This is a genomic window from Gemmiger formicilis (assembly GCF_900167555.1).
GTDB lineage: Bacteria > Bacillota > Clostridia > Oscillospirales > Ruminococcaceae > Gemmiger > Gemmiger formicilis.
In genome coordinates, this window is sequence record NZ_FUYF01000005.1 from 1 (window position 1) to 19,996 (window position 19,996).

Here is a 19,996-nt window from a genome sequence, read left to right on the forward strand (position 1 = left end):
CTTTGCTAATGTGCGATAAAGAAGTAATAGAAGTGTAAAAAATTTTGCCGTTCCTATCCGGCACTTAGGGCTGTGTCGGATAGGTCAGGCGTTAGGCTTCCGGCAAGTCTATCTTGCCGACAAAGCTGTAATAAATCTCAATGTCCTGCCTGCGGGTGCCGTTCTCGTCATAGCTGCACTCATGCACGACGATTTTCTCAATCATTTCCCGCAAGAGGGTGGGGGTCAATTCTTCAAAAGCAAGGTGCTTTCTCACAATCCCCATGAATTTCTCGGCGTTGACGGTGGCGGCCTGCGACTTGGAAAGTTCCTCCTGCAAAGCGGCAGCCCGGTCTTTCAGTTCCCGCTGCTCCTGCTCATAGTCCGCCGACAGCTCCATGAAACGCTCGTCGCTGATTTTGCCGCTTACATTGTCCTCATACAGCCGCTTGATAATGCGGTTCACTTCGGCAATGCGTGTCTGGGCCTGTTCAAGCTGCTTCGTGGCTGCGGCGGTCTTTCTCTTGCCGCCGATTTCGTTCTGCTGGATGAGCAGCTTTACAAAGCGGCTCTCATGCCTGGCGGCGTATTCCGTCACTTGCCGGAGATTGGAAAGCACGCCCGCCGTCAAAAGGTCGGTGCGGATAAAGTGTGCCGTACAGTCACGGGTACGCTTCTTGTAGCTGCCGCAGATATAACAGTCCTGCTTGCGGTTCTTGTTCTGATACCGCTGCTGATACAGCACATGGCCGCAGTCGGCGCAGAACAGCATACCAGAGAACAGCCCCACTTCATCATAGCGGTTCGGGCGTTTTCGCTGCTTGCGTAACTCCTGCACACGCTCCCATGTTTCCGTGTCGATAATCGGCTCATGGTGATTTGGGAAGATAGCCTGCTTCTCGATGGGGTTCTCAACGCTGTGCTTGACCTTGTAAGAGGGCTTCTCCGTCTTGAAGTTTACCAGACAGCCAGTGTACTCCCGGTTTTCCAGCAGATGGACGACGGTGTTTGTCGCCCACTTGCACTCATAGCCGGGGTGGTAGCGTCGGGTGCTGCCCGTCCTGCGGTATTCCAGCGTCCCCGGCGTGGGGATTTGCTGCTCCGTCAGCATACGGGCAATCTTGGTCGGGCCATTTCCCGCAAGGCAAAGCTGGTAAATCTGCCGGACAACCGGGGCGGCTTCCTCGTCAACGATATAGTTCTCGTCCTTGTCCATGAGATAGCCATAGACTGGCTTGCTGGTTACAGGCTTGCCGCTCATGCCTTTTGCTTTCTTTACTGCCTTGATTTTCTTGCTCGTATCTCTCACCAGCCATTCGTTAAATAAGTTCCGCAGAGGGGTAAAATCATTGTCCATGCCGCCGTTTGCGCTGTCCACGTTGTCATTGACAGCGATAAAACGCACGCCCTTTTGAGGGAACAGCATTTCCGTGTAAAATCCCACCTGCAAGTAATTACGCCCCAGCCTGCTCATGTCCTTGACTATGACGGTGCCGACTTTCCCGGCTTCAATGTCTGCAAGCATGGCTTGAAATCCGGGCCGCTGGAAGTTCGCACCTGAGTAGCCGTCGTCGGTGTACCAGCGCAGATTGGTAAAGCCGTTCTGCTTGGCGTAGGCTTCCAAAATCCGTTTCTGGTTGGAAATGGAATTGCTCTCGCCTTGCAATTCGTCCTCATGGGACAATCTCGGATAAAGGGCGGTAATGAGGTTTTGGGTGGCTTGTCTTAACATAAAATCCTCCGTTTCCGACAGCCAGCCCCACTATTCCGTGGTTTCATTGTACCACGGAACAGGGGCGGCTGTACAGCGGTAAAAGTGATAAATCTGCTTCTTTACAGCTTGTCAAATCGCCTTTTTTTGTGTAGCAGCGGCTTCCGCTTCCAGTACCCTCGCCATCTTGTCGGCGGCGGTGCTGGTGGTGTCTTTCTTGAAAAAGCCGGACACGACAAGAACGGTATTCCCCATGCGGATTTCCGTCACGCAGTCGGGGCGGCGGGTGGTACGGTGGTCGTGCTGCTTGATATTCTCCATAGGCAATACTCCTTTCATTCAGCCAGCAGTTTCTTCATGGTTTCCATTTTCCGCTTTGCGGTTTCCTGCCGGAAGTTGACGCCAGTAAAGCGTATCGGGACGCACATGGACAGCAGTCGGTCATAAATCCGGGAATGGGCCGTGTCTGTCGGCTTTTTCAACTCGTCCAGCGGGCGGTTGGTGGTGGCGATCAGCGGCTTGTTGCTGCGGTATCGGGTATCAATCACATGGAATACCTGTTCCAGTCCATAGTCGGTGCCACGCTCCATGCCGAAGTCGTCAATGATAAGCAGCGGATAGCGGCAAAGGCGGGAAATATACTCATTCCGGCCTGTAAAGCCGGGAGAGAGGTCGCCCAGGATAACGGCGAAGTTCGTCATATATACGGGGACTTCTTTCTCCATGAGGGCGTTTGCGATACAGCCCGCAAGGTAGCTTTTCCCGTTGCCGACGTTCCCCCAGAACAGGCAGCCGATGTTTTCGGCCTGCATTTCTTCCCAATGCTCCGCATACCGCCGGGCAATCCCGGTCTGCGGGTTTCTGCCGTTGTCGTTCTCGAATGTCCATTGCTGCATGGCTGAGTCGGCAAAAGCCCTCTGTTTCAGATTTTCCACGGCTTCCACATGGCGGCGGTGTTCCTCGGCGGCCTGCCGCTGCTCACGGGCGGCTCTCTGGCAGTCGCACTCTGCCGGGTGGCGGTCACGGCCAAACAGCTCCTTACCCTCCGGGAAGTAGGCTTCTTTCGGCGTATGGCACTTTCCGCAGTAAAGCAGTCCGTCCTCGCCGATATAGTCCTCCATCTCCGGGGCGGCGGTTGTCATGTTCTCCAAAATATCTTTGATTTCACTTGTCATAAGCTTTCTCCCTCCATACAGGTATAGTCGGGGATGCCCTGTTTTACGGCTCCCTTTTTGTCATTGGCCGCCCATCTGTGCAAGGCGGCGGCATAATTCTGGTAGGCTTTCCCGCTGGCGGCAAGGTAATGGCTCATTTCCTCAATCAGCCGTTCCAGCCTGTCCGGGTATTCTGCCTGTAACTCGTCATATTCGTCCTTTGACAGAAAAATATTCTCATATCGGCCATAAGCTGTGGGCGGCTCCCCACTCGCTCTCATTGTTTGGTTCTCTATTAAGTTGTTTATATTAGTTTTGTTAGGGGTCGGTTTTCCGACCATCATAGGGTCGGTTTTCCGACCGTCATAAGGTCGCTTTTCCGACTGTATGAGGGTCGCTTTTCCGGCCATCAGTTGGTCGGAAAACCGTACCACTGGGACAGGCGGCACTTTCACATAAAGCCGATTGGGTGCGGAGAAGCCCCGCCGTTCCCGTTCTAAAAGCCCGGCTGCGTCCAGTTCTTTCAAGGCTCCCTTGATGGCGGTACAACCCTTGTCCAGCATTTCCGCTATCTCCGCAACGGGGTAGACAATGAATATCCTGCCCTCGCCGTCCTGCCAGCCGTTCTTCTGTGACAGGGTGGAGCGGTCTAATAAAAGCGCATACAGCAGCTTGGCGGTCTGTGAAATCTCCATTTTCAGCAGGAAACGGGGGTATGGAAGATAGGCGGGCAGCGTGGTGTCTGCCCTGATATAATCAGCGATAGTATCACCTCCCTCTGTGTTGTGTCGTTTTTGGGCTTTGTCACGCATTAGGACGGCATTTCCGGGGGGAAAGGATAAATGTATCGCATACCCTTTGACACCCACGAAAAAAGCCTTGATTTATGCGGGTTTGAAAGGCTCTAAAGCGTGACATTTCTGCCTTTGTTTCCGCTTTCTCTCGGCGGCTTTGCGTTTCTTCATGCACCCGGCGCAGCCGGGGCAGTATTTCCCCCGGTTGGATTTGGGGACAAAGGCCGCCCCGCAGACCGCGCAGCGTTTCCGGCTCCCCCGGTACAAGAGGGCTGCGGCCAGCTCCCCGTCAAGGGGCAGGACAGCCACACGGAACCAGCGGCACATGAGGGAATAGGAAATGCTCTGGACGCACACGCAAGGCTCCCCGTCGTCTAACAGCAGGCAGTTCCCCTCGTCGTAGTTACAGCACTCATGCACAAGGCGGCGGGCTGCCTGGTGCTGGCGGTAGTCCATGCGGGACGGCTTATCGTTCATGGCTCTGCTCCTTTCTGCGGTGCGGCTCTTCCCGGCGCAAAATCTGGTCGATGTTCCGCTTGACGGTCTGCAACTCCCTGAACCGCTGCTTCTGTTCGTGATAGGTGTTGTACAGGCCGTCTTTCTCGGAGATAAGCTGCTCGATCTCGGCCTGCAACGCTTTTCGGCCGGGCAGCTTGGTAAGCCCCTGTGCCTTGAAATACCGGGCGGCGGCTTCGGCTATGATAAAATCGCTCTCGTTTGCCTGGCGGTATGCGGCGCGGGCTTTCTCGGATTTCTGCGCTTTCAGCCCCTCGCGGATGGGCTTGGTCTTGGCATAGGCAAGTACCTGTTGCCGCAACTCCCTTTTCCCTTGCAGCTTCGTTTCCAGTGCTTTCAGTTCGCCGCTGGTCTGGCGCATTTCCTGATAGGCGGTAGCAACGGCGGCTTCAAGCTGTTCCGGGGAAGAAAAGCCGTACTGTTGGTAGATGGTCAGGGTCTTGGCGGCCTGTTTCAGATTGTGTATCTTCGCCCATCGTTCATAGCCTTTGCCCTTGCCCTCGGCCATCTTCTGCTCAATGTCCACAAGCCGCTGCACACTGTCCTGTCTGGGGTCGATTTTCCCTGTCTTTTCGCCCTGTAAGCGGCCTTTCCCGGCGTGTAGGTATTCGGGTATGGCTGCGGTCTGTTCGGCGGCTCTGGCGGCTTGGTGCTGCGGGGTGTAGCGAACCGTTACGCCCCTCTGGGCGTTCTGCTCCAAAACGGCAAGGACGGCGGTGCGGTCAAAGTCGCCGCCCAGCTTCCGGGCGGTGATAGGCTTCGTCCTGTCTGGCGTGAGGTAGGACAGCCGCCCCCGGCTCTCCTTGACGGTCACACCCTCCCGCAACAGCAGAGAGGAAAACTCGTCAAAGCTGGCAGCGGTGGCAAGGGCTTTCCGTAGGGTCTGCCGCAGCTTCTCCTTGTTCGTTTCAAACTTGGTCTGCCGGGGCGTGATACCGCCTGCAATCATGGGGGCGTTCTGCTTGTCCAGTGCGGCCTGTCCCTTTTTCTGCGCCCAATATTCCCGGTCTGTGACACGGTTCTTGCTGCCGTTCAAGAGGTCGATTTGGTAAAGTCCTTCCCGGTGGCACATCTCCATGACCTCGGACTTGAAGTAGCGTAGGGCTGCGTCGGTGCAGCGGTGCTTGCACCCGGCTTTCGTGTCCGCTGGCCTGTCCATGTAGGGCAGGAACGGCACTTCCTCTATCCGCAGGCTGTTAATGACGATATGCACATGGATGTTGCCGCTGTGGTTATGCCCGTCCGGGTGGGTGCAGACAAGGGCCTGATGGCCGGGGAAATGCTCTTTACAGAATTGCTCCCCCAACGCCTGCGCCCGGTCTACGGTCAGGCCGTTGTCCGGCCCGTCCCGTGGGTCAAAGCTGATGATATAGTGGTGGCTTTTCACATCCTCCCGCCGCTGATTTTTCTCATAGCGGAGATTGGAGCGCATACACGCAACGGCAAAATCCTCGCCGCCGCAGTTCAGCGTGGACAAGCGATAATCCTCACGGGGGATAAGCCTGCCGTTTTCATCAAGGACGGGCTTCATAGTAAATTCGTCATGCTCAAAGAGCAGGTATTGTTCGGCGGCTCCGTAGTCGGCGTTCTTAGAGCCTAAATGCTTGAGTGTTGCCAACGGCGTCACCTACTTTCTTTAGGACTTCATACTTGAGGGCGGCAAGGTCGGCGGCCGCTTCCCGCAATTCCTTTGCCATAGCCGGGTAGGGGCTATGCCACTCGTTGAGGGTGCGGGCAATCTGGTTGAGATTGCCGCCAATCCTGCCGTACTCGGCTGTGAGCTTCCCGACAGCGGAGAGCAGCTCGTCATTGACTGACGACACATGGAGTACGGGGCGTATGGTAGTGCGCCGGATGGCCTGCCGGAGAAATTCGGACTGACTGATACCATAGGGCGCAAGCCGTTCTGTGAAGTCGGCGTATTCTTCATCGGTCAGCCGGGTTTTCACAACATGGCTGCGGTGGGGGGTGTTGTATCGCTTCGGCATGGGCTGTAAACCTCCTTTCACTTATCACAAAAAATGGGCTGGTCTGTTAGCTATTTTCGGGGCATTTCCTGTCTGCCGGACAGAAATATTTTTGCGGCGTAAGCCGCATAGCAGGGTTTGGGGAAGGCACTCCCCAACAAGTTTCCCGCGAGGGGCAAAACCGCAGAATTGCGGATTTTGGCACCGTGGTAGAAACTTGCTCTAAGTAAGCCGTAGATTTCCCCTTGCACTTACTACTCGTATAGCTGCCGCCTGTTTTGGCCGGATTTCTGCAAAAATCTTACGGCGTGGGGCGATTTTTACCCGCAGTTCTTTCTTTCCGCTAAAGATACATTTCAAAGGCCGCCAGCTACCCGCTTGCCGGGAATTTTCTCAAATTTTCCTTTGCCTTAGAAATACAGAAAATGCAGATTTGGCTACCGCCGCAGAAAATTTTTTGTTTCCGGCTTCACCTACCTACTACGGATGACTTTGCGATTTTGCCAAACGGATAAAGAAAAAAGCAGCAAATCTTTTTCAGACTTACTGCTTTCGCTGGCCGCCGATGGGCGGTGGATATTCAGTTTTGAAAGTTCAGGTCAGGTTGGCCCGATGATGGATAGCACAATAAATTCCTGTTTTCCCTTTAAGGCATTGTGCATTTTTTCTATTTCTCTTGATGATTATTTTTTTCATAATCAATCAATGTACCTATAACAATTCCAATCAACATTCCGATACCTGCACAAATAGAAATAGCAAAAAGATTTTGCAAAAACGCCCATGCCAACACACCTATGCAACCACCGACAATAAATCCTGTTAATAAGCCAATAGTTAAGTATTTATTACTTTTCATATTGCTATATCTCCCCTAAAAGTATATTTGTCGTTGGTTCTATTATACTATGACCTGCTTCCTTTAGGAATAGATGAATTGTAAACTGGCTGGAGTGAAACCGCTAATGACAGCCAGTGTTTGTTCTTTGTTTATCGGTCAAAGCGAAATTTGAACAGGGCGGCAATGAGCTGTTGCTTTATATGTTCCTCAACTTCGGCGTTGACTTTCCCGTGTACTTTGGAACAGTAGCGGATATATCCGGCATAGTGGGAAAGAATGGTGTCGATTGCGTCCGGGTCGCCCTCATGGGCTTTGACGATTGTTTCATAGGGGAGAAGTTTACTCATAGTCATTTCCCTCCATGAGCCGCCTTAACCGCTGCAAGGCAAGCCGGATATGCCGCCCCGCTGTGCTGCGTGTCCGGCCAATATGTACGCCGATCACTCGCTGCGGCTGGCGCAGGAAATAGTAACGAAAAATTTCTTCCTGCGTCTGCTCCGGCAAAAGGGCAAGGGCGGCGGCAAGCTCCGCATGATACAGAACGGCGGTCTGGCCGCAGGCGGTAAAAAGATATTCTTCAAGCTACTCCGGCTCGGCAAGCTGGACAAACTTTTCACTCATCAGATAATCAAGGGAAACTTCCCGTTCCCACCTCCGGCGCAGCTTCAAGATTTTATCTATGGCTGCGTGACGAATGACTACCTTGCAAAAGGCATTGAATGTGTACTGGATATGCACCTTGTAGGCTTCATCTTCGGTCATGGAAATTCCCCCTCTCTGAATAATAGTGCGGGGCGGCAGTACTCCTTGCTGTCGCCCCTTGATTGCCTACCAGCAAAGACGGGCGGGGCTGTCAACGACGGCGCGAAGCGGCGTTCATTTTATCGTTGACTGGCTCGGCTGGGTTTGCTATTTACCCGACAAACTTGAATTTATTTTAAGCTATCACGTTTTACCTTCTTAAGCCTTACTATCATTACCATAGGAATTTCTTTGTTGGTTTTGAAACATTCTTCATAAAATCCATCAATGACAAATCCAGCTCTAAAACAAAGGTTAAAAATATCTTGTATGGAACGATGATAATAAATCTGCTCTTTCGGTTGCCCTTCAATCGCTATATCATAGTAACTGTGCGGTGTCATATATTTTTCAGTCAACGTGACAAAACAAGGGTGTTGCGTTGCAAAGACAAAAATTCCGCTTTCCTGCAACAGTTCATAAACAGCCATAAGAAGTGGTTCAATGTCCGTAATATCCATAATTGCCATATTAGAAACTGCTTTCGTAAAGGCTCGATTTCTTTTTAATTCTAATATACTTTTTCTATCGGTCGCATCCGCCACACAAAATTCAATTTGTTTTGCATATTGTGATTGCCGTCTTTTAGCCAATTCTATCATTTTTTTGCTGTAATCAAAAGCGACAACCGAAGCACCTCTTTGTGCAAGATACGAAGAATAATTTCCATTGCCACACGCAATATCCAAAATGTAATCCGCAGGATTAGGAGATAGAAGTTCCGTTACTTTGGGGCGCACTACCTCTCTGTGAAATTCATTAGATTCGTCACCCATTGCATTATCCCAAAATTGTGCGTTCTCCTCCCAGATTTTTTTACTTTCCTCTGTTCCCATGTTCTCTCCCACTCCCAAAATTTGCTTTTTTGCTTCCATTAAATCTTCCTTACTATATTCCATTGTTACCCTCCATAACTTCTGATTGTTGTCGTCTTGACTATTATGTATCTTTTCTTTCCAAAATGGTATAGGCTTTTATTTTTGTAATGCTGCAAAACTTTTCTTCTGTAAGGTATTCAAAGGATATTTCCCTTTGCCGCCGCTTGCATTAAGCCGCCGCTATTGGAAAGCCAAAAGCAGCGGCTTTTTTTACTCGGTATTACCGAAAAGTATAGAAAGCAGGATATGTCATCATTTGTCATTTCTTCTCAATGTAATAACTGCATGGCATATCAAGCCAAATACAAGAGAAAAACAGCCACCGCCAAATAGTGATGCTCCCCACCCTGCACCTGACATTGTCATAAAACCGCCAACAAAGAAAATACCAATGCCAAGAAATATACCAACACCATAAAAAAGTCCAATTGCCATATCGTACTTATTAAATTGTCGTTTCTCCTTTTTTTCATATGTTTCCATCTTTGTTATTACCTCCTTCGCAAAATCGTCCATGTTGACTCCAAAAAGAAAGCAAATTTTTTTCAACATATTTAAATCGGGTTCATTAACATCTCTCTCCCAATTCGATAGTGCCTGCCGGGTAACATTCAATTCCCCGGCTAGTTCTTCCTGTGTCATTCCCAATTGTGTTCGCAGATGACGTATTTGCTTTCCTGTTGTAATATTCGTCTGTTCCTGGTTCAAAATAGTTTCTCCTCTCTGATACTGATTTTATCAATGATATTTCGCAATAGCCAGCAATGAACGCTTGCATTGCGCAAGACGTTACATTATCTTCTGAAACATATAGCGCACCTTGTCCAGGCGGCTGTTTGGACGGCGGGGCTGGATGACTGGCTTGCCGACAGCGGCCTGATACCCTTTCAGTTCTGTAAGGCATACGCTCTGCCCGTTGGTGTAAAAGGCCAGATCAGTACGGTATGCCTGTATACAGCGGGCGGGAATCTCGCCAGTAAAGACAACTTCATCCTTTTTTACCTGGACCGTTTCGATGGTGGCACAGTATTTCGGTGCATCATGATAAGCCCTGGAAAGATATTCCCGGGGCGCATAGAGGGTGAAGGAGAGATAAGGTTCCAGCAGTTGCGTCCCTGATTCCTTCAATGCCTGTTCCAATACAATCGGGGCCAATGAGCGGAAGTCCGCCGGCGTGCTGACCGGACTGTAATAAAGCCCGTATTCAAAGCAAATCTTACAGTCCGTTACGTTCCAGCCGAACAAGCCCTGCTCCAGCCCGTAACGGATACCATCCCTGACAGCGTTTTGAAAACTCTGGTTCAAGTATCCCAGCGAAACCCGGCTCTCGTATTGTACACCGGAGCCAAGCGGGAGTGGTGTAACAGACAGTCCGATGGATGCCCAAAACGGGTTGGGCGGCACCTCGATATGGATGGTGTGGCTGGCTGCTTTGAGCGGCCGCTCCATATAAATGACGGTGGGTTCCTTTACCACTGTTTCAAGCTTGTATTTTTCCGACAGCAAAGCGGAAACAACCTCCAACTGCACCCGGCCCAAAAAAGAAAGAATGATCTCATGGGTGATGGAATCCACCTCGCAGCGCAAAAGCGGGTCAGTATCCGCAAGTTGCGTAAGAGCGTCCAGCAGCCGTTCTCTTTGCGCTGCCGTTTTCGGCGCAATCGACGTCCGCAGCATGGGGAGGGGGTCCTCACGCCACCTTTTACGAGGGAGCCGGGTTGGGTCCCCTAATACATCGTTTAACCTCACGCTGTCGCTGGGAAGGATAACAATTTCACCCGGATAAGCGGTGTCTGTCCGAACAATTTCCCCTTTGGATGGAATACGCATCTCTGTGATTTTCAGCTTTTCTCTCCCGGCCAGGGCCACCGTATCCCGCAGGCGCAGCGTTCCGCTGTATAGCCGTAGATAGACACGCCGCTGGCCGCAATCTGTATACTCCACCTTGAAAACGCTGCCGCATAGGGCGGCGCTCCCCTGTTCCCCAATCGGTTGGAACAGCCCTGTCACCGCATCCATCAACGGTTGAATGCCAAGGCCCTTTTTGGCGCTGCCATAATAGACCGGGAACAGGGAGGCGTCTTGAACCCGCCGCTGTTCCTCCCGCACAAGTTTTTCCCGGCTGATTGGTTCTCCTGCGATATACTTTTCCAATAATTTATCGTTATTTTCGATGACCGCATCCCATGCTTCTATGTCGGTATTTTCCTCCAGGACTATTTCCGGGGACAGCGACACCGTCTGCTTGATGATAATATCGGCGGAGAGCTTATCCCGAACAGACTGAACCACGCTCTGCAAATCAACGCCAGCCTGGTCGATCTTGTTGATAAAGATAACGGTGGGAATGTTCATTTTCCGCAGGGCATGGAACAGAATACGGGTCTGGGCCTGCACGCCATCTTTAGCGGAGATCACCAAGATGGCCCCATCTAAAACAGCCAAAGAGCGGTACACCTCCGCCAAAAAATCCATGTGGCCGGGCGTATCCACAATGTTGACTTTACATCTGTGCCACTGGAAGGAAGTGACTGCCGCTTGAATGGTAATCCCACGCTGCCGCTCCAAAAACATGGTGTCCGTCCTCGTTGTCCCTTTTTCGACGCTCCCCGGTTCTGAAATGGCTCCGCTGGCATATAGCAGGCTCTCCGTCAAGGTCGTCTTTCCAGCGTCTACATGGGCAAGAATTCCAATATTGATTATTTTCATGTGATTGTCCTCCCTTTACTGCCCCGAAGGGCATAAAAATCCCCAGCAGTAAAATACTTTTACCACTGGGGATGATAATTTGCGGACATACACATATACAGCATACACCTGTTTGTGAGTGCTGTTTTTGGGGATATGTCAAAATTGATAAGGCAAAAGTATTCTTAAATTGGGTACAAAAAACTAAGCCCCTACAAAAGGGACTATCATAATCCTTTGTTCCCACTATTTGATTATAGTTTTATTTAAGAATACCTTGCCGCATATTTTTTACTCCTTTTCTGGAATTGAATTATTATATCACATCAGTTTTAGGAAAACAAGTATCTAAAAGAAATTTTTCTTCCCCTTATATGTAACAATCATACCGGCTTCCTAACGTTCAGAATGGTTTCTACTGTCTGCTGCGGTGTTTGGTTGGAATTGTCCAGCCAAAAGCCGATCCGTGGTGTTGTCTGCATTTTACTAAATACAAATTCAATGTATACAGAAAGAAATATATAAGGAGTGGGAGGGATTCCGCCGTAGTCGGCATTGTAGGAAAATCCAAAAGTTTAGATTTTCTCAAAATGCTTATCTTTTGGTCTTTGGTTCGGAATAGTGTAGTGCTGGCGGTCTATCTATTGTTTTCGGTTGCTTGCTTCTTTACCGTACATGAGCATTGCTGCCGGGGTTATCCTGTCCATAGCCCTCCAACAGGTTGATGCCGCCCCAGACACACAGGGCACCGCCCAGACCGACCACAATCGTCTGCAAAGTATCAACTGCGCTGTTGAAAAATTCCATAAGGTCCTCACTTTCTGCCGCTTGTTCTGCGGCACTCAAAAATTTTTTCAAAAAATGCCGCCTCATTCGGCGGCTGCATCTTCATCCGACAGGTCGATTTCGTACAGGTCAAAACTTTCGTCCTGTGCGACTACCTGCTGCCGTTTCCGGCGCAGGGTGGATAAGAACCTGTCCACCTCAAAGGTATTCTTTTTGTCCGCGTCCGCAAGGTACTTGTAGTGCGGGTGCTTTGTAATGTCGAACTTCTCCGAGAAGAACGGCCTCACGCCCCGCAGCTGCAAAATACACTTGCCGCCGTCCATGATTGCGATTTCGTCCTCTGACATCAACGCCTTTCCTAATTTTTGATAGTTCAGTCCGTGAGAGGTTTGAGAACCCCGGTTCTCGCTGGTGTTGAAACTGTCGATGGTTTCTTTCCCCAGCGCATCGGAGATCTCTTTGGCATTTTTGCCCCGCCCACTCAAAAAGAGAACAGAATCGCAGTTGTCCGAAATGATTTCGGCCGCATCCTTGTAGATAGCTTTCAGCTGCGACTGGCTCTGCAAAATGATGGATGCCGAGATTTCCCGGCTGCGGATGGTGGCAATCAGCTTGTCGAAGTTGGGAATCTGCCCGATGTTGGCGAACTCGTCCAGAATCAGCCGTACATGGACAGGCAGCCGACCACCGTATTTATCATCCGCACAGTCACACAGCAGATTGATAAGCTGGCTTTGAAGCATGGCGAGAATGAAGTTGAATGTGGTGTCCGTGTCGCTCATAATCAAAAACAGCACGGTCTTTTCATCCCCAATGGTGTCCAGCTCCATTTCATCGTCCTCCATCAGCTCCCGCACCTCCCGGATGTCAAATGGGGCTAAACGGGCACCGCAGCTTATCAGGATGGAGGAACGGGTCTTGCCGGCCGACAGCAAAAACTTTTTGTACTGCCGGACGGCGAAGTGGTCCGGGTCTTTCTGTTCCAGCCGTTCAAACATGAGGTCCACCGGGCTTTGAAACTCCGGGTCGTCCTCGCGGGCTTCACTGGCATTTATCATTTCCAGCAGGGTGGTGAAGTTCATTTCTTCTGCCGGGGCCTCATACCAGATGTAGCCGATAAGCGCGGTGTAGAACAGCCGTTCCGACTTCACCCAAAAATCTTCTGCTGATTTCTCACCCTCGCCCTTGGTGTTGGCGATAAGGGTATTCACCAGTTTCAGCACGTCCTTTTCCGAGTGGATGTAAACAAAGGGGTTGTACTTCATAGACTTGGAAAAGTTTATCGTGTTCAGGATTTTCACCCGGTAGCCCGCCCGCTGGAACATTTGGCCAGTTTCCAGAACCAGAGTACCTTTCGGGTCAGTGACCACAAATGAGGTGGGATAGTCGGAAGTGGGAAAACATTGCATGAGGTTGGGCTTCACATAGAAGCGGGTCTTGCCGCTGCCGGAGCCTCCGATCACCAGCACATTCTTGTTCCGGGCCGTCTTGGGGTCTTTGGGCCGCCCGGTCATGGTCAGGCGTTCGGTCTGGGTCAGCAGGATGTTGTTTTCAAACTTAGGGTCGATGTAGGGGGCAATGTCCTTGGCGGTGCCCCACCGGGCAGAACCGTATTCCTCGCCCTTGCGGTACTTCTTGGCGTTCTTGCCCTTGCTGTACACGATGAGCCGGACAGCCACCGCCCCGGCAACGCCCACGCACAGGTCAAACGGATGCAGGCTGGGCAGCGGGTTTGCAAAGGCGGCGGAGATGCCGTCTGTCAGGTGGAGCAGCTTTGCCGAAGCATCCACGCCCGCCGCCAGACGGTATGCCTGCCCGCATTTGGCGAACAAGTACACGAACAGCAGATACGGCAGATTCAGCACCAGCAGCTTTTTTAGTTCAGACTTCATCGTTCCAGCCCCCTTTGCTTGATTTTTTCTTTGGCGCGTTTCGGCTGCTGGGCGGCTTTCTGCTTGGCTGCTGCCAGCACCTTGCGGATAGAGGGCCGCTGCTCCTTGGAGAGCGTTTTGGCGGTGAACTCCCGGAACGCCTGTTCCAGATTGTCCGCATCCTTGGCCTTGAAGATCACGATGTAATGGGGCGGCTGGGTGGTCTTGTCCTTGCGCAGAGTAAAGTCCACGCCGTACTTCTTGGCGCAGGGCTTGAACGCCCCGATGTTCGCCTCCGTGACTTCAATGTTGGTCAGGGCCGCACCATGGGCTTTCAGCTGTTTCAGACTTTGCTTGCCGTGATGCAGCTTTGGCCCCTTGGCCCGGTGCTGCAAATATTTTTTCAGGGCAGCTTGCAACGCTTGGGCGGTAAGTTTGCCTGTTTTCATGGACAGGGCAATGGTTTTCTGGGTGACTTCTTCCTGCAATATGAATCCCTCCTTGTTGCAGAAAATTCAGAGCGGCAGCTAGGGTGGAACCACCAGCCGCCGCAGGTAAAGGGTTCTCATGGGTGGACGCTCCTTTCGGTCAGGTGTTGGACGGGCGGCCCCAATCGGGCTGTGCCATATCGTGCGCCACAAGGGACGCATAGTAGCTGTTGATGGTGCTGGGTGCGTTAAAGAGCATAGCCCGCAGGTATTGCTTGATGTTGCGGACTTTGGTGGTGTTGTCCCGCAGGCAGTCCATGACGAACTCGATGTGATGGCTGTCCAGTTTCAAGAACTTGGCCTTGACCAACTCTGCCGGGTAATCGTCCCCGGCCACCCGGATGGACTTGCGGGAAGTGCAGACCGTTTCCAGCAGGATGTCCACGATCTCGTCCAGCTGCTCCCGGTCTATCCGGGGATTCTGGATGAGGGTGTCATACTCGATGTTCTCCAAAATCAGGTCCCGGTAGATTTGATAGGCCGCTTCCTTTCGGCTTCCGGTTCGCTCCGGCGGCGGTGCCGCTGTCTCATCCTCGTCCAAAGGCAAGGGGTTTGGGGAATGGATAGGAATGGAATCGGTATTTAATCCCTCTTTCTTTTGTTTTTCTGTAATTAGTTTATCTTTATTTAATTGCATTGGATTTTCCAACGTAGGGTTTTCCTGCGTGGGATTCTCCAACGTTGGATTTTCCAATGTAGGTGAAACCGATGCAGGAACGGGCTGCGGCAGCTCGAAGATCACATAGTCTGCACCACGCAGCCGCCCTTTCTCGTCCCGTTCTCTGGAACGCTGGATGTAGCCCGCCTGTTCCAGTTCCCGGATGGCCTGCCGTATCGCGTCGATGCTTTCCCGGTTGATACGGGCCAGCCCTTGCAGGGTGTAGTCCCAATCTTCCGGCAGGGAGAGCATTTGGGAGAGTAAGCCTTTGGCTTTCAGGGACAAGGCCCGGTTCCGCAGGTGGTGGTTTGACATGACCGTGTAGCCGCTGTTCTTTTCTACCCGAAAAACTGCCATTTCACGGATGCCTCCTTTCGTTGTAAACAAAAAAAGCAGCGTTCATTTGCTCTCGGTGATGGGAGAAGTGAACGCTGCGCGTACTTGATAATTTTTAGGTTGTGTGGTATATAAAAGGCAACTATATTTCAAACACGGCTGCCCATCGGGGTGCGATACAAGCAAGTTGCTATCCGATGACCTTGAAAACGAATTGTACTACGATGGTTTTTGAAAAGTTCTGTATCACTACTCGCACCATTCCAAAAAGAGCGTATCTACGAATCGTGAACGTAGATACGCTCTTTTTCTATGTTTTATACTGTCTCTACACGTTCAAGCATGTTGTTTTTCGCGTCGTAAAACCGTCGTAAACGCTTTTATTTTTTCAAGATGTCGTAAAAGTGTCGTAAAAAACAGCCCGATTGCACCATGCCCAAATCCTTGCAGTAATATGCCCATCTGCGCTTGTATGCGCAGCCTGTCAGCGGCTTTTCGCCGCCGAATATATACGCATTCCCTGCCGCTTGCAGCGGCGCCAGAACAGCCCGCAGCGGATGACCTGCAGCCACTCGAAGTCGGTTTCCCGGAACATCCGAATGCCGCCGGAGGAACGCTCCACAAAGGGAAGTAACCCTTCTTTGTCGTAGTAGCGCAGGGTGAAGGCAGGTACGCCCAGCTTTTGTGCCATTTCACCTACGGTATAGATCATCTGAAACCTCCGTTTTTTCAAAAAGCCCTTGACTTAAAGTGTGCTTTAAGTTGTATGATAAAATCAAACTTTATCAACAACATAATGCGGATGCACTCTGCTGTCAAGGAGGTTCCTATGAGCAAGAAGGTATTGATTTTGTCTGGCAGTCCCCGGAAGGGCGGCAACTCTGATATTCTATGCGATGAATTTCTGCGTGGAGCACAGGATGCCGGGCACAAAGCAGAAAAGATCCGGGTCGCTGAGAAAAAGGTGGCTCCCTGTTCCGGCTGCTACTACTGCAGCACCCACGGCGGAGCCTGCGTCCGCAAGGATGATATGGCAGACATCCTGCAAAAGATGATCGATGCCGATGTCATTGTGCTGGCAAGCCCGGTATACTTCTACTCCATCAGCGCCCAGTTGAAAGCGGTCATTGACCGCACTGTGGCACGGTGGCAGGAGGTTAAAGACAAAGAGTTCTACTATATCACCACTATGGCAGACGAGGAAAAATCCTCTGCGGACACTACGCTGGCCTGCTTCCGGGGCTATGCAGACTGCGTGGAAGGAGCCGTGGAAAAGGGAGTCCTTGTAGCAGGCGGTGTCTATGAGCCGGGTGCGGTGCGAAACACCTCTGCCATGGCACAGGCTTACGAGATGGGGAGGAACGTATAATGGCAGTGAAACAGACAGCAGGGCGGGATGCTCTGGGCGAATTTGCACCAAAATTTGCAGAACTTAACGATGAGGTACTATTCGGGCAGGTGTGGAGCCGAGAGGATAAACTCTCCCTCCGGGACCGTAGCCTTGTGACGGTGGTAGCACTGATGGCGCAGGGACTGACGGACTCCTCGTTTCGGTATCACCTGACGGCAGCGAAAAACAACGGTATTACCCGGACTGAGATTGCAGAGATCCTGACCCATGCGGCGTTTTATGTAGGCTGGCCCAAGGCTTGGGCGGCTTTCCGCATGGCCAAGGAAGTCTGGGCAAAGGAATCTGCAGAGGATGCCAAGGCAAAGCACCAGAGTGAAATGGTGTTTCCCATCGGTGCATCCAACGACGGTTTTGCACAATATTTCAGCGGAAAAAGCTATCTGGCACCCTTGTCCACCGCACAGGTTGGCATTTACAACGTCACCTTTGAGCCGGGCTGCCGGAACAACTGGCACATCCATCATGCCGCAAAGGGTGGCGGGCAGATCCTTGTCTGCGTGGCAGGCCGGGGCTACTATCAAGAATGGGGCAAAGCTCCGCTGGAGCTGCATCCGGGCGATGTGGTGAACATTCCCCCGGAGGTCAAGCACTGGCACGGTGCTGCACCCGATTGCTGGTTCTCTCATCTGGCAGTGGAAGTGCCCGGTGAGGGCACCTCTAACGAGTGGTGCGAGCCGATGCCGGATGAAACCTATAAGGAGTTGCGGTGATACGGTTTGATGTACACCCAACCACGATGAAACAAAAACAGGGTGCGTCCACCCGGACGCACCCTGCCAAAAGCCACAGACGATAGCGATATGGCCTATGCGGAAAAGAATGGCATCACCATCGTCAAGCACTACATTGACCGTGCCATCTCTGCCAAGACAGACAACCGTCCGGAGTTCCAGCAGATGATCAAGGAAATGACCGAGGTATATCCCCTGCGGGGGGATGTACCTCGGTCATTTTTATTTTTCGGTCGTCTCTGCCGGTACCACACCGTACTCGTCGGCGCTGACGGGGTCTGCATAGACGGCGTAGCGCTGGGGGGTGTGGGTCAGGATGCCGAAGGGGTAGCAGGTGTACAGGATGCAGCTGGGCTCCTCGGCACCCCAGCGCACCTTATCGACGTCGGTCTCCTGAATGACCTGCATGTCGGTGACTTTATAGGTAAAGTCGCCCCAGTCGGTCTCCAGATGAATGATGGCACCGAGCTGCGTCGAGCCAAGGTCCGAGAAGTACGTGCCCGTATGCCCGCCGATAAAGACTGTGCCGTTCTCGCCGGGCAGGACGCAGTCACTCTCGGCGCGGCAGCCCGCACCGCGGCCAAACTGGCCCTCGCTGTCACCCCAATAGAGGGCACAGTCCACGTTTGTGCCTTCGACCCAGATGCGGCCCAGCTTATCGCCGTACTGCACGCTGTCGTGCTCGGCCTGCGCAGCGGTGACCTGCTCGGCACGCTTCGCGGCGGCTGCTTCGGCGGCCAGGCGTTCTTCCTCCTGACGGGCGGCCTCGGCGGCTTCACTGGCGGCGCGGGCAGCCTCCTCCTCGGCGGCTTTGGCGGCCTCGCTGGCTGCAGCGGCACTGGCCGCAGCGGCAGCTTCGGCAGCTCTCTGCCGGTTTTTGGAGATGACCAGCGCCGCCGCTATGCCGACGCAGACGGCCAGCGCCAATGCGCAGAGGGCCAGGCACTTTGCCATCCGTTTGCGGCTCATGCGTTGTGCTCCCGGCTTGCGAGGTAAGCAGCGGGGCCGCTCCGGTACAGGTCGCCGCCGTGGGTGTCCAGCAGGACCGTCAACGGGAAGTCCTTAACCACCAACTTACGCACCGCCTCACAGCCGAGGTCCGGCCACGCGATGATCTCACAGCTCTGCACACTGCCGGCCATCAGGGCACCGGCCCCGCCGATGGCGGCCAGATAGACCGCGCCGTTTTTGACGACGGACTGCTTGACGGCATCGGTGCGCTTGCCCTTGCCGATCATGCAGGCCAGTCCCAGATCCAGCAGCCGCGGCGTGTAGGCGTCCATACGGCCCGAGGTCGTGGGGCCTGCCGCACCGATGGCACAGCCCGGGCGCTCCGGCGTGGGGCCGACGTAGTAGATGGCCGCGCCCTCAATGGGGAACGGCAGCGGCTCGCCCTTGTCCAGCAGCTCCATCATGCGGGCGTGGGCGGCGTCACGGGCGGTGTAGACCACGCCCGACAACAGCACGGTATCCCCTGCTTTCAGCGGCGCAAGGTCCTGCTTGGAGAGGGGCGTTTTCAGTACATATTGCATCGTTGCGCCTCCTTACAGCGTGCGGCTGGCGCGGCGGGTGACGTGGCAGCTGATGTTGACGGCCACGGGCAGGCATGCCACATGGGTGGGCTTTTGCTCAATGGCAACCCCCAGGCAGGTCGTGGCACCGCCAAAGCCCTGCGGGCCAAAGCCTGTGGCATTGATGGCGTCCAGCAGTTCCTTTTCCAGCGCTGCATAATACGGGTCGGCGTTGGGTTCGTCCAGCGGGCGCAGCAGCGCCTTTTTGGCCAGCGCTGCGCAGTGGTCGAAGCTGCCGCCGATGCCGATACCCAGCACAATGGGCGGGCAGGGGTTGGCTCCGGCCTGCTCCACCGTGTCAAGCACGAATTTTTTCACGCCCTCGACACCGTCGGCTGGCTTGAGCATGGCAAGGCGGCTCATGTTCTCACTGCCTGCGCCCTTGGGGGCGACGGTGATTTTGCAGCCGCTGCCCGGCACAAGATGCACGGTCAGGAACGCTGGGGTGTTGTCCCCCGTGTTGACGCGCTGCAGCGGGTCGGCAGTGATGGATTTGCGTAAGAATGCTTTCTCGTAGCCGCGGCGCACACCCTCGTTGACGGCATCGGTCAGGTCGCCGTCAATGTGGGCATCCTGGCCCAGCTCGATAAAGACGCAGGCCATGCCGGTGTCCTGGCAGATGGGCAGGTCTTTCTCTTTCGCAACGCAGAGATTCTGTTGCAATAAGCCCAGTGTCTCCTTTGCCAGCGGCCACGGCTCGGCGGCTTCGGCGGCATCCAGTGCAGCCTTTACGTCGGCGGGCAGCCGGGTGTTGGCCTCGATGCAGAGAGCCTCCACTGCGTCGGTGATGGCGGCGGCGGGAATTTCACGGATGC

The 19,996-nt window shown here is 53.1% G+C and carries 23 protein-coding genes and 1 pseudogene; 4 read left to right on the top strand and 20 right to left on the bottom strand.

The genetic code is table 11. The annotated features are described in order from the left end of the window. Positions 1–91: 91 nt before the first annotated feature. The 9 genes from B5D32_RS05740 to B5D32_RS05780 form a co-directional block, all read right to left on the bottom strand. Positions 92–1,711 (bottom strand): recombinase family protein, encoded by a 1,620-nt coding sequence (locus B5D32_RS05740; protein WP_000945966.1) that lies wholly within the window; start codon positions 1,709–1,711, stop codon positions 92–94. A 111-nt stretch (positions 1,712–1,822) separates the two neighbouring features. Beyond that, positions 1,823–2,011 carry a transposon-encoded TnpW family protein gene (locus tag B5D32_RS05745; protein WP_000427739.1) on the bottom strand — a complete coding sequence of 63 codons (189 nt, stop codon included), beginning with the start codon at positions 2,009–2,011 and terminating at the stop codon, positions 1,823–1,825. 14 nt (positions 2,012–2,025) lie between these two features. Then, the gene (locus tag B5D32_RS05750) at positions 2,026–2,865 is read right to left on the bottom strand and encodes an ATP-binding protein (protein ID WP_000200031.1); all 840 of its coding nucleotides are present in this window, start codon (positions 2,863–2,865) and stop codon (positions 2,026–2,028) included. Next, positions 2,862–3,656, bottom strand: a complete 795-nt coding sequence (locus B5D32_RS05755) for a replication initiator protein A (protein WP_001205019.1) — start codon at positions 3,654–3,656, stop codon at positions 2,862–2,864. The genes B5D32_RS05750 and B5D32_RS05755 overlap by 4 nt, the downstream gene beginning before the upstream one ends. A gap of 72 nt (positions 3,657–3,728) precedes the next feature. After that, on the bottom strand, positions 3,729–4,115 hold the full coding sequence (locus B5D32_RS05760; protein WP_000998386.1) for a cysteine-rich VLP domain-containing protein: 387 nt from the start codon (positions 4,113–4,115) through the stop codon (positions 3,729–3,731). Continuing rightward, the gene (locus B5D32_RS05765) at positions 4,105–5,772 is read right to left on the bottom strand and encodes a relaxase/mobilization nuclease domain-containing protein (RefSeq protein WP_009249723.1); all 1,668 of its coding nucleotides are present in this window, start codon (positions 5,770–5,772) and stop codon (positions 4,105–4,107) included. The genes B5D32_RS05760 and B5D32_RS05765 overlap by 11 nt, the downstream gene beginning before the upstream one ends. Next, positions 5,744–6,142 (bottom strand): plasmid mobilization protein, encoded by a 399-nt coding sequence (locus tag B5D32_RS05770; RefSeq protein ID WP_001126628.1) that lies wholly within the window; start codon positions 6,140–6,142, stop codon positions 5,744–5,746. Before B5D32_RS05770 ends, B5D32_RS05765 begins: the two co-directional genes overlap by 29 nt. Positions 6,143–6,788: 646 nt before the next feature. Next, positions 6,789–6,980 (bottom strand): hypothetical protein, encoded by a 192-nt coding sequence (locus tag B5D32_RS15480; RefSeq protein ID WP_000841357.1) that lies wholly within the window; start codon positions 6,978–6,980, stop codon positions 6,789–6,791. A gap of 131 nt (positions 6,981–7,111) precedes the next feature. Beyond that, positions 7,112–7,309, bottom strand: coding sequence for a helix-turn-helix domain-containing protein (locus B5D32_RS05780; protein ID WP_001909500.1), 198 nt, complete (start codon positions 7,307–7,309; stop codon positions 7,112–7,114). A gap of 82 nt (positions 7,310–7,391) precedes the next feature. Here B5D32_RS05780 and B5D32_RS15785 point away from each other — a divergent pair, with 82 nt between their 5' ends. Next, the gene (locus tag B5D32_RS15785) at positions 7,392–7,853 is read left to right on the top strand and encodes a hypothetical protein (protein ID WP_021659603.1); all 462 of its coding nucleotides are present in this window, start codon (positions 7,392–7,394) and stop codon (positions 7,851–7,853) included. Between the two features lie 41 nt (positions 7,854–7,894). Here the strand turns inward: B5D32_RS15785 and B5D32_RS05790 are convergent, their stop codons facing one another. The 8 genes from B5D32_RS05790 to B5D32_RS05825 form a co-directional block, all read right to left on the bottom strand. Continuing rightward, a complete protein-coding gene (locus tag B5D32_RS05790) occupies positions 7,895–8,662 on the bottom strand; it encodes a class I SAM-dependent methyltransferase (protein ID WP_000456787.1) in 768 nt (255 codons plus the stop codon). A 231-nt stretch (positions 8,663–8,893) separates the two neighbouring features. Further along, positions 8,894–9,349 carry an XRE family transcriptional regulator gene (locus tag B5D32_RS05795; RefSeq protein ID WP_001071126.1) on the bottom strand — a complete coding sequence of 152 codons (456 nt, stop codon included), beginning with the start codon at positions 9,347–9,349 and terminating at the stop codon, positions 8,894–8,896. Positions 9,350–9,430: 81 nt separating this feature from the next. Further along, the gene (gene tet(W), locus B5D32_RS05800) at positions 9,431–11,350 is read right to left on the bottom strand and encodes a tetracycline resistance ribosomal protection protein Tet(W) (protein ID WP_000691721.1); all 1,920 of its coding nucleotides are present in this window, start codon (positions 11,348–11,350) and stop codon (positions 9,431–9,433) included. A 645-nt stretch (positions 11,351–11,995) separates the two neighbouring features. Beyond that, the gene (locus tag B5D32_RS05805) at positions 11,996–12,187 is read right to left on the bottom strand and encodes a Maff2 family mobile element protein (protein ID WP_049929605.1); all 192 of its coding nucleotides are present in this window, start codon (positions 12,185–12,187) and stop codon (positions 11,996–11,998) included. An 11-nt stretch (positions 12,188–12,198) separates the two neighbouring features. Then, positions 12,199–14,007, bottom strand: a complete 1,809-nt coding sequence (locus tag B5D32_RS05810) for a VirD4-like conjugal transfer protein, CD1115 family (protein ID WP_078784144.1) — start codon at positions 14,005–14,007, stop codon at positions 12,199–12,201. Further along, positions 14,004–14,474: a PcfB family protein gene (locus tag B5D32_RS05815; RefSeq protein ID WP_005933691.1), complete on the bottom strand. Its 471-nt coding sequence runs from the start codon at positions 14,472–14,474 to the stop codon at positions 14,004–14,006. The genes B5D32_RS05810 and B5D32_RS05815 overlap by 4 nt, the downstream gene beginning before the upstream one ends. Positions 14,475–14,574: 100 nt before the next feature. Further along, entirely contained in the window at positions 14,575–15,489 is a 915-nt protein-coding gene (locus B5D32_RS05820) for a DUF6017 domain-containing protein (RefSeq protein ID WP_078784145.1), read from the bottom strand. A gap of 463 nt (positions 15,490–15,952) precedes the next feature. Beyond that, positions 15,953–16,180: a MerR family transcriptional regulator gene (locus B5D32_RS05825; protein WP_420896756.1), complete on the bottom strand. Its 228-nt coding sequence runs from the start codon at positions 16,178–16,180 to the stop codon at positions 15,953–15,955. Positions 16,181–16,297: 117 nt separating this feature from the next. Between B5D32_RS05825 and B5D32_RS05830 the strand changes: the two genes are divergently transcribed. The 3 genes and pseudogenes from B5D32_RS05830 to B5D32_RS05840 form a co-directional block, all read left to right on the top strand. Further along, complete coding sequence (locus B5D32_RS05830) at positions 16,298–16,837, top strand: flavodoxin family protein (protein WP_078784146.1); 540 nt, start codon at positions 16,298–16,300, stop codon at positions 16,835–16,837. Beyond that, a complete protein-coding gene (locus B5D32_RS05835) occupies positions 16,837–17,589 on the top strand; it encodes a carboxymuconolactone decarboxylase family protein (protein ID WP_078784147.1) in 753 nt (250 codons plus the stop codon). Before B5D32_RS05830 ends, B5D32_RS05835 begins: the two co-directional genes overlap by 1 nt. A 93-nt stretch (positions 17,590–17,682) precedes the next feature. Then, positions 17,683–17,787 (top strand): annotated as a pseudogene (locus B5D32_RS05840) (recombinase family protein); the annotation flags it as partial. A gap of 45 nt (positions 17,788–17,832) precedes the next feature. On the opposite strand, the gene B5D32_RS05845 reads toward B5D32_RS05840, so the two are convergent. Genes B5D32_RS05845 through B5D32_RS05855 form a run of 3 tightly spaced genes read right to left on the bottom strand, consistent with a single transcriptional unit; the run spans position 17,833 to position 19,994 of the window. Continuing rightward, positions 17,833–18,579, bottom strand: coding sequence for a class D sortase (locus B5D32_RS05845; protein WP_078784148.1), 747 nt, complete (start codon positions 18,577–18,579; stop codon positions 17,833–17,835). After that, complete coding sequence (locus tag B5D32_RS05850; protein ID WP_078784149.1) at positions 18,576–19,142, bottom strand: Fe-S-containing hydro-lyase; 567 nt, start codon at positions 19,140–19,142, stop codon at positions 18,576–18,578. The genes B5D32_RS05845 and B5D32_RS05850 overlap by 4 nt, the downstream gene beginning before the upstream one ends. Before the next feature lie 12 nt (positions 19,143–19,154). Then, positions 19,155–19,994, bottom strand: a complete 840-nt coding sequence (locus tag B5D32_RS05855; protein WP_078784302.1) for a fumarate hydratase — start codon at positions 19,992–19,994, stop codon at positions 19,155–19,157. Positions 19,995–19,996 lie beyond the last annotated feature (2 nt).

Excerpts from the sequence above, each read along its gene's own strand:
- B5D32_RS05790 (WP_000456787.1), bottom strand. The coding sequence starts at position 8,662 with ATGGAATATAGTAAGGAAGATTTAATGGAAGCAAAAAAGCAAATTTTG.
- B5D32_RS05825 (WP_420896756.1), bottom strand. The coding sequence starts at position 16,180 with ATGATCTATACCGTAGGTGAAATGGCACAAAAGCTGGGCGTACCTGCC.
- B5D32_RS05845 (WP_078784148.1), bottom strand. The coding sequence starts at position 18,579 with ATGAGCCGCAAACGGATGGCAAAGTGCCTGGCCCTCTGCGCATTGGCG.
- B5D32_RS05830 (WP_078784146.1), top strand. The coding sequence starts at position 16,298 with ATGAGCAAGAAGGTATTGATTTTGTCTGGCAGTCCCCGGAAGGGCGGC.
- B5D32_RS05780 (WP_001909500.1), bottom strand. The coding sequence starts at position 7,309 with ATGAGTAAACTTCTCCCCTATGAAACAATCGTCAAAGCCCATGAGGGC.
- B5D32_RS05850 (WP_078784149.1), bottom strand. The coding sequence starts at position 19,142 with ATGCAATATGTACTGAAAACGCCCCTCTCCAAGCAGGACCTTGCGCCG.
- B5D32_RS15480 (WP_000841357.1), bottom strand. The coding sequence starts at position 6,980 with ATGAAAAGTAATAAATACTTAACTATTGGCTTATTAACAGGATTTATT.
- B5D32_RS05810 (WP_078784144.1), bottom strand. The coding sequence starts at position 14,007 with ATGAAGTCTGAACTAAAAAAGCTGCTGGTGCTGAATCTGCCGTATCTG.
- B5D32_RS05770 (WP_001126628.1), bottom strand. The coding sequence starts at position 6,142 with ATGCCGAAGCGATACAACACCCCCCACCGCAGCCATGTTGTGAAAACC.
- B5D32_RS15785 (WP_021659603.1), top strand. The coding sequence starts at position 7,392 with ATGTACGCCGATCACTCGCTGCGGCTGGCGCAGGAAATAGTAACGAAA.
- B5D32_RS05740 (WP_000945966.1), bottom strand. The coding sequence starts at position 1,711 with ATGTTAAGACAAGCCACCCAAAACCTCATTACCGCCCTTTATCCGAGA.
- B5D32_RS05745 (WP_000427739.1), bottom strand. The coding sequence starts at position 2,011 with ATGGAGAATATCAAGCAGCACGACCACCGTACCACCCGCCGCCCCGAC.
- B5D32_RS05755 (WP_001205019.1), bottom strand. The coding sequence starts at position 3,656 with ATGCGTGACAAAGCCCAAAAACGACACAACACAGAGGGAGGTGATACT.
- B5D32_RS05835 (WP_078784147.1), top strand. The coding sequence starts at position 16,837 with ATGGCAGTGAAACAGACAGCAGGGCGGGATGCTCTGGGCGAATTTGCA.
- B5D32_RS05750 (WP_000200031.1), bottom strand. The coding sequence starts at position 2,865 with ATGACAAGTGAAATCAAAGATATTTTGGAGAACATGACAACCGCCGCC.
- B5D32_RS05760 (WP_000998386.1), bottom strand. The coding sequence starts at position 4,115 with ATGAACGATAAGCCGTCCCGCATGGACTACCGCCAGCACCAGGCAGCC.
- B5D32_RS05820 (WP_078784145.1), bottom strand. The coding sequence starts at position 15,489 with ATGGCAGTTTTTCGGGTAGAAAAGAACAGCGGCTACACGGTCATGTCA.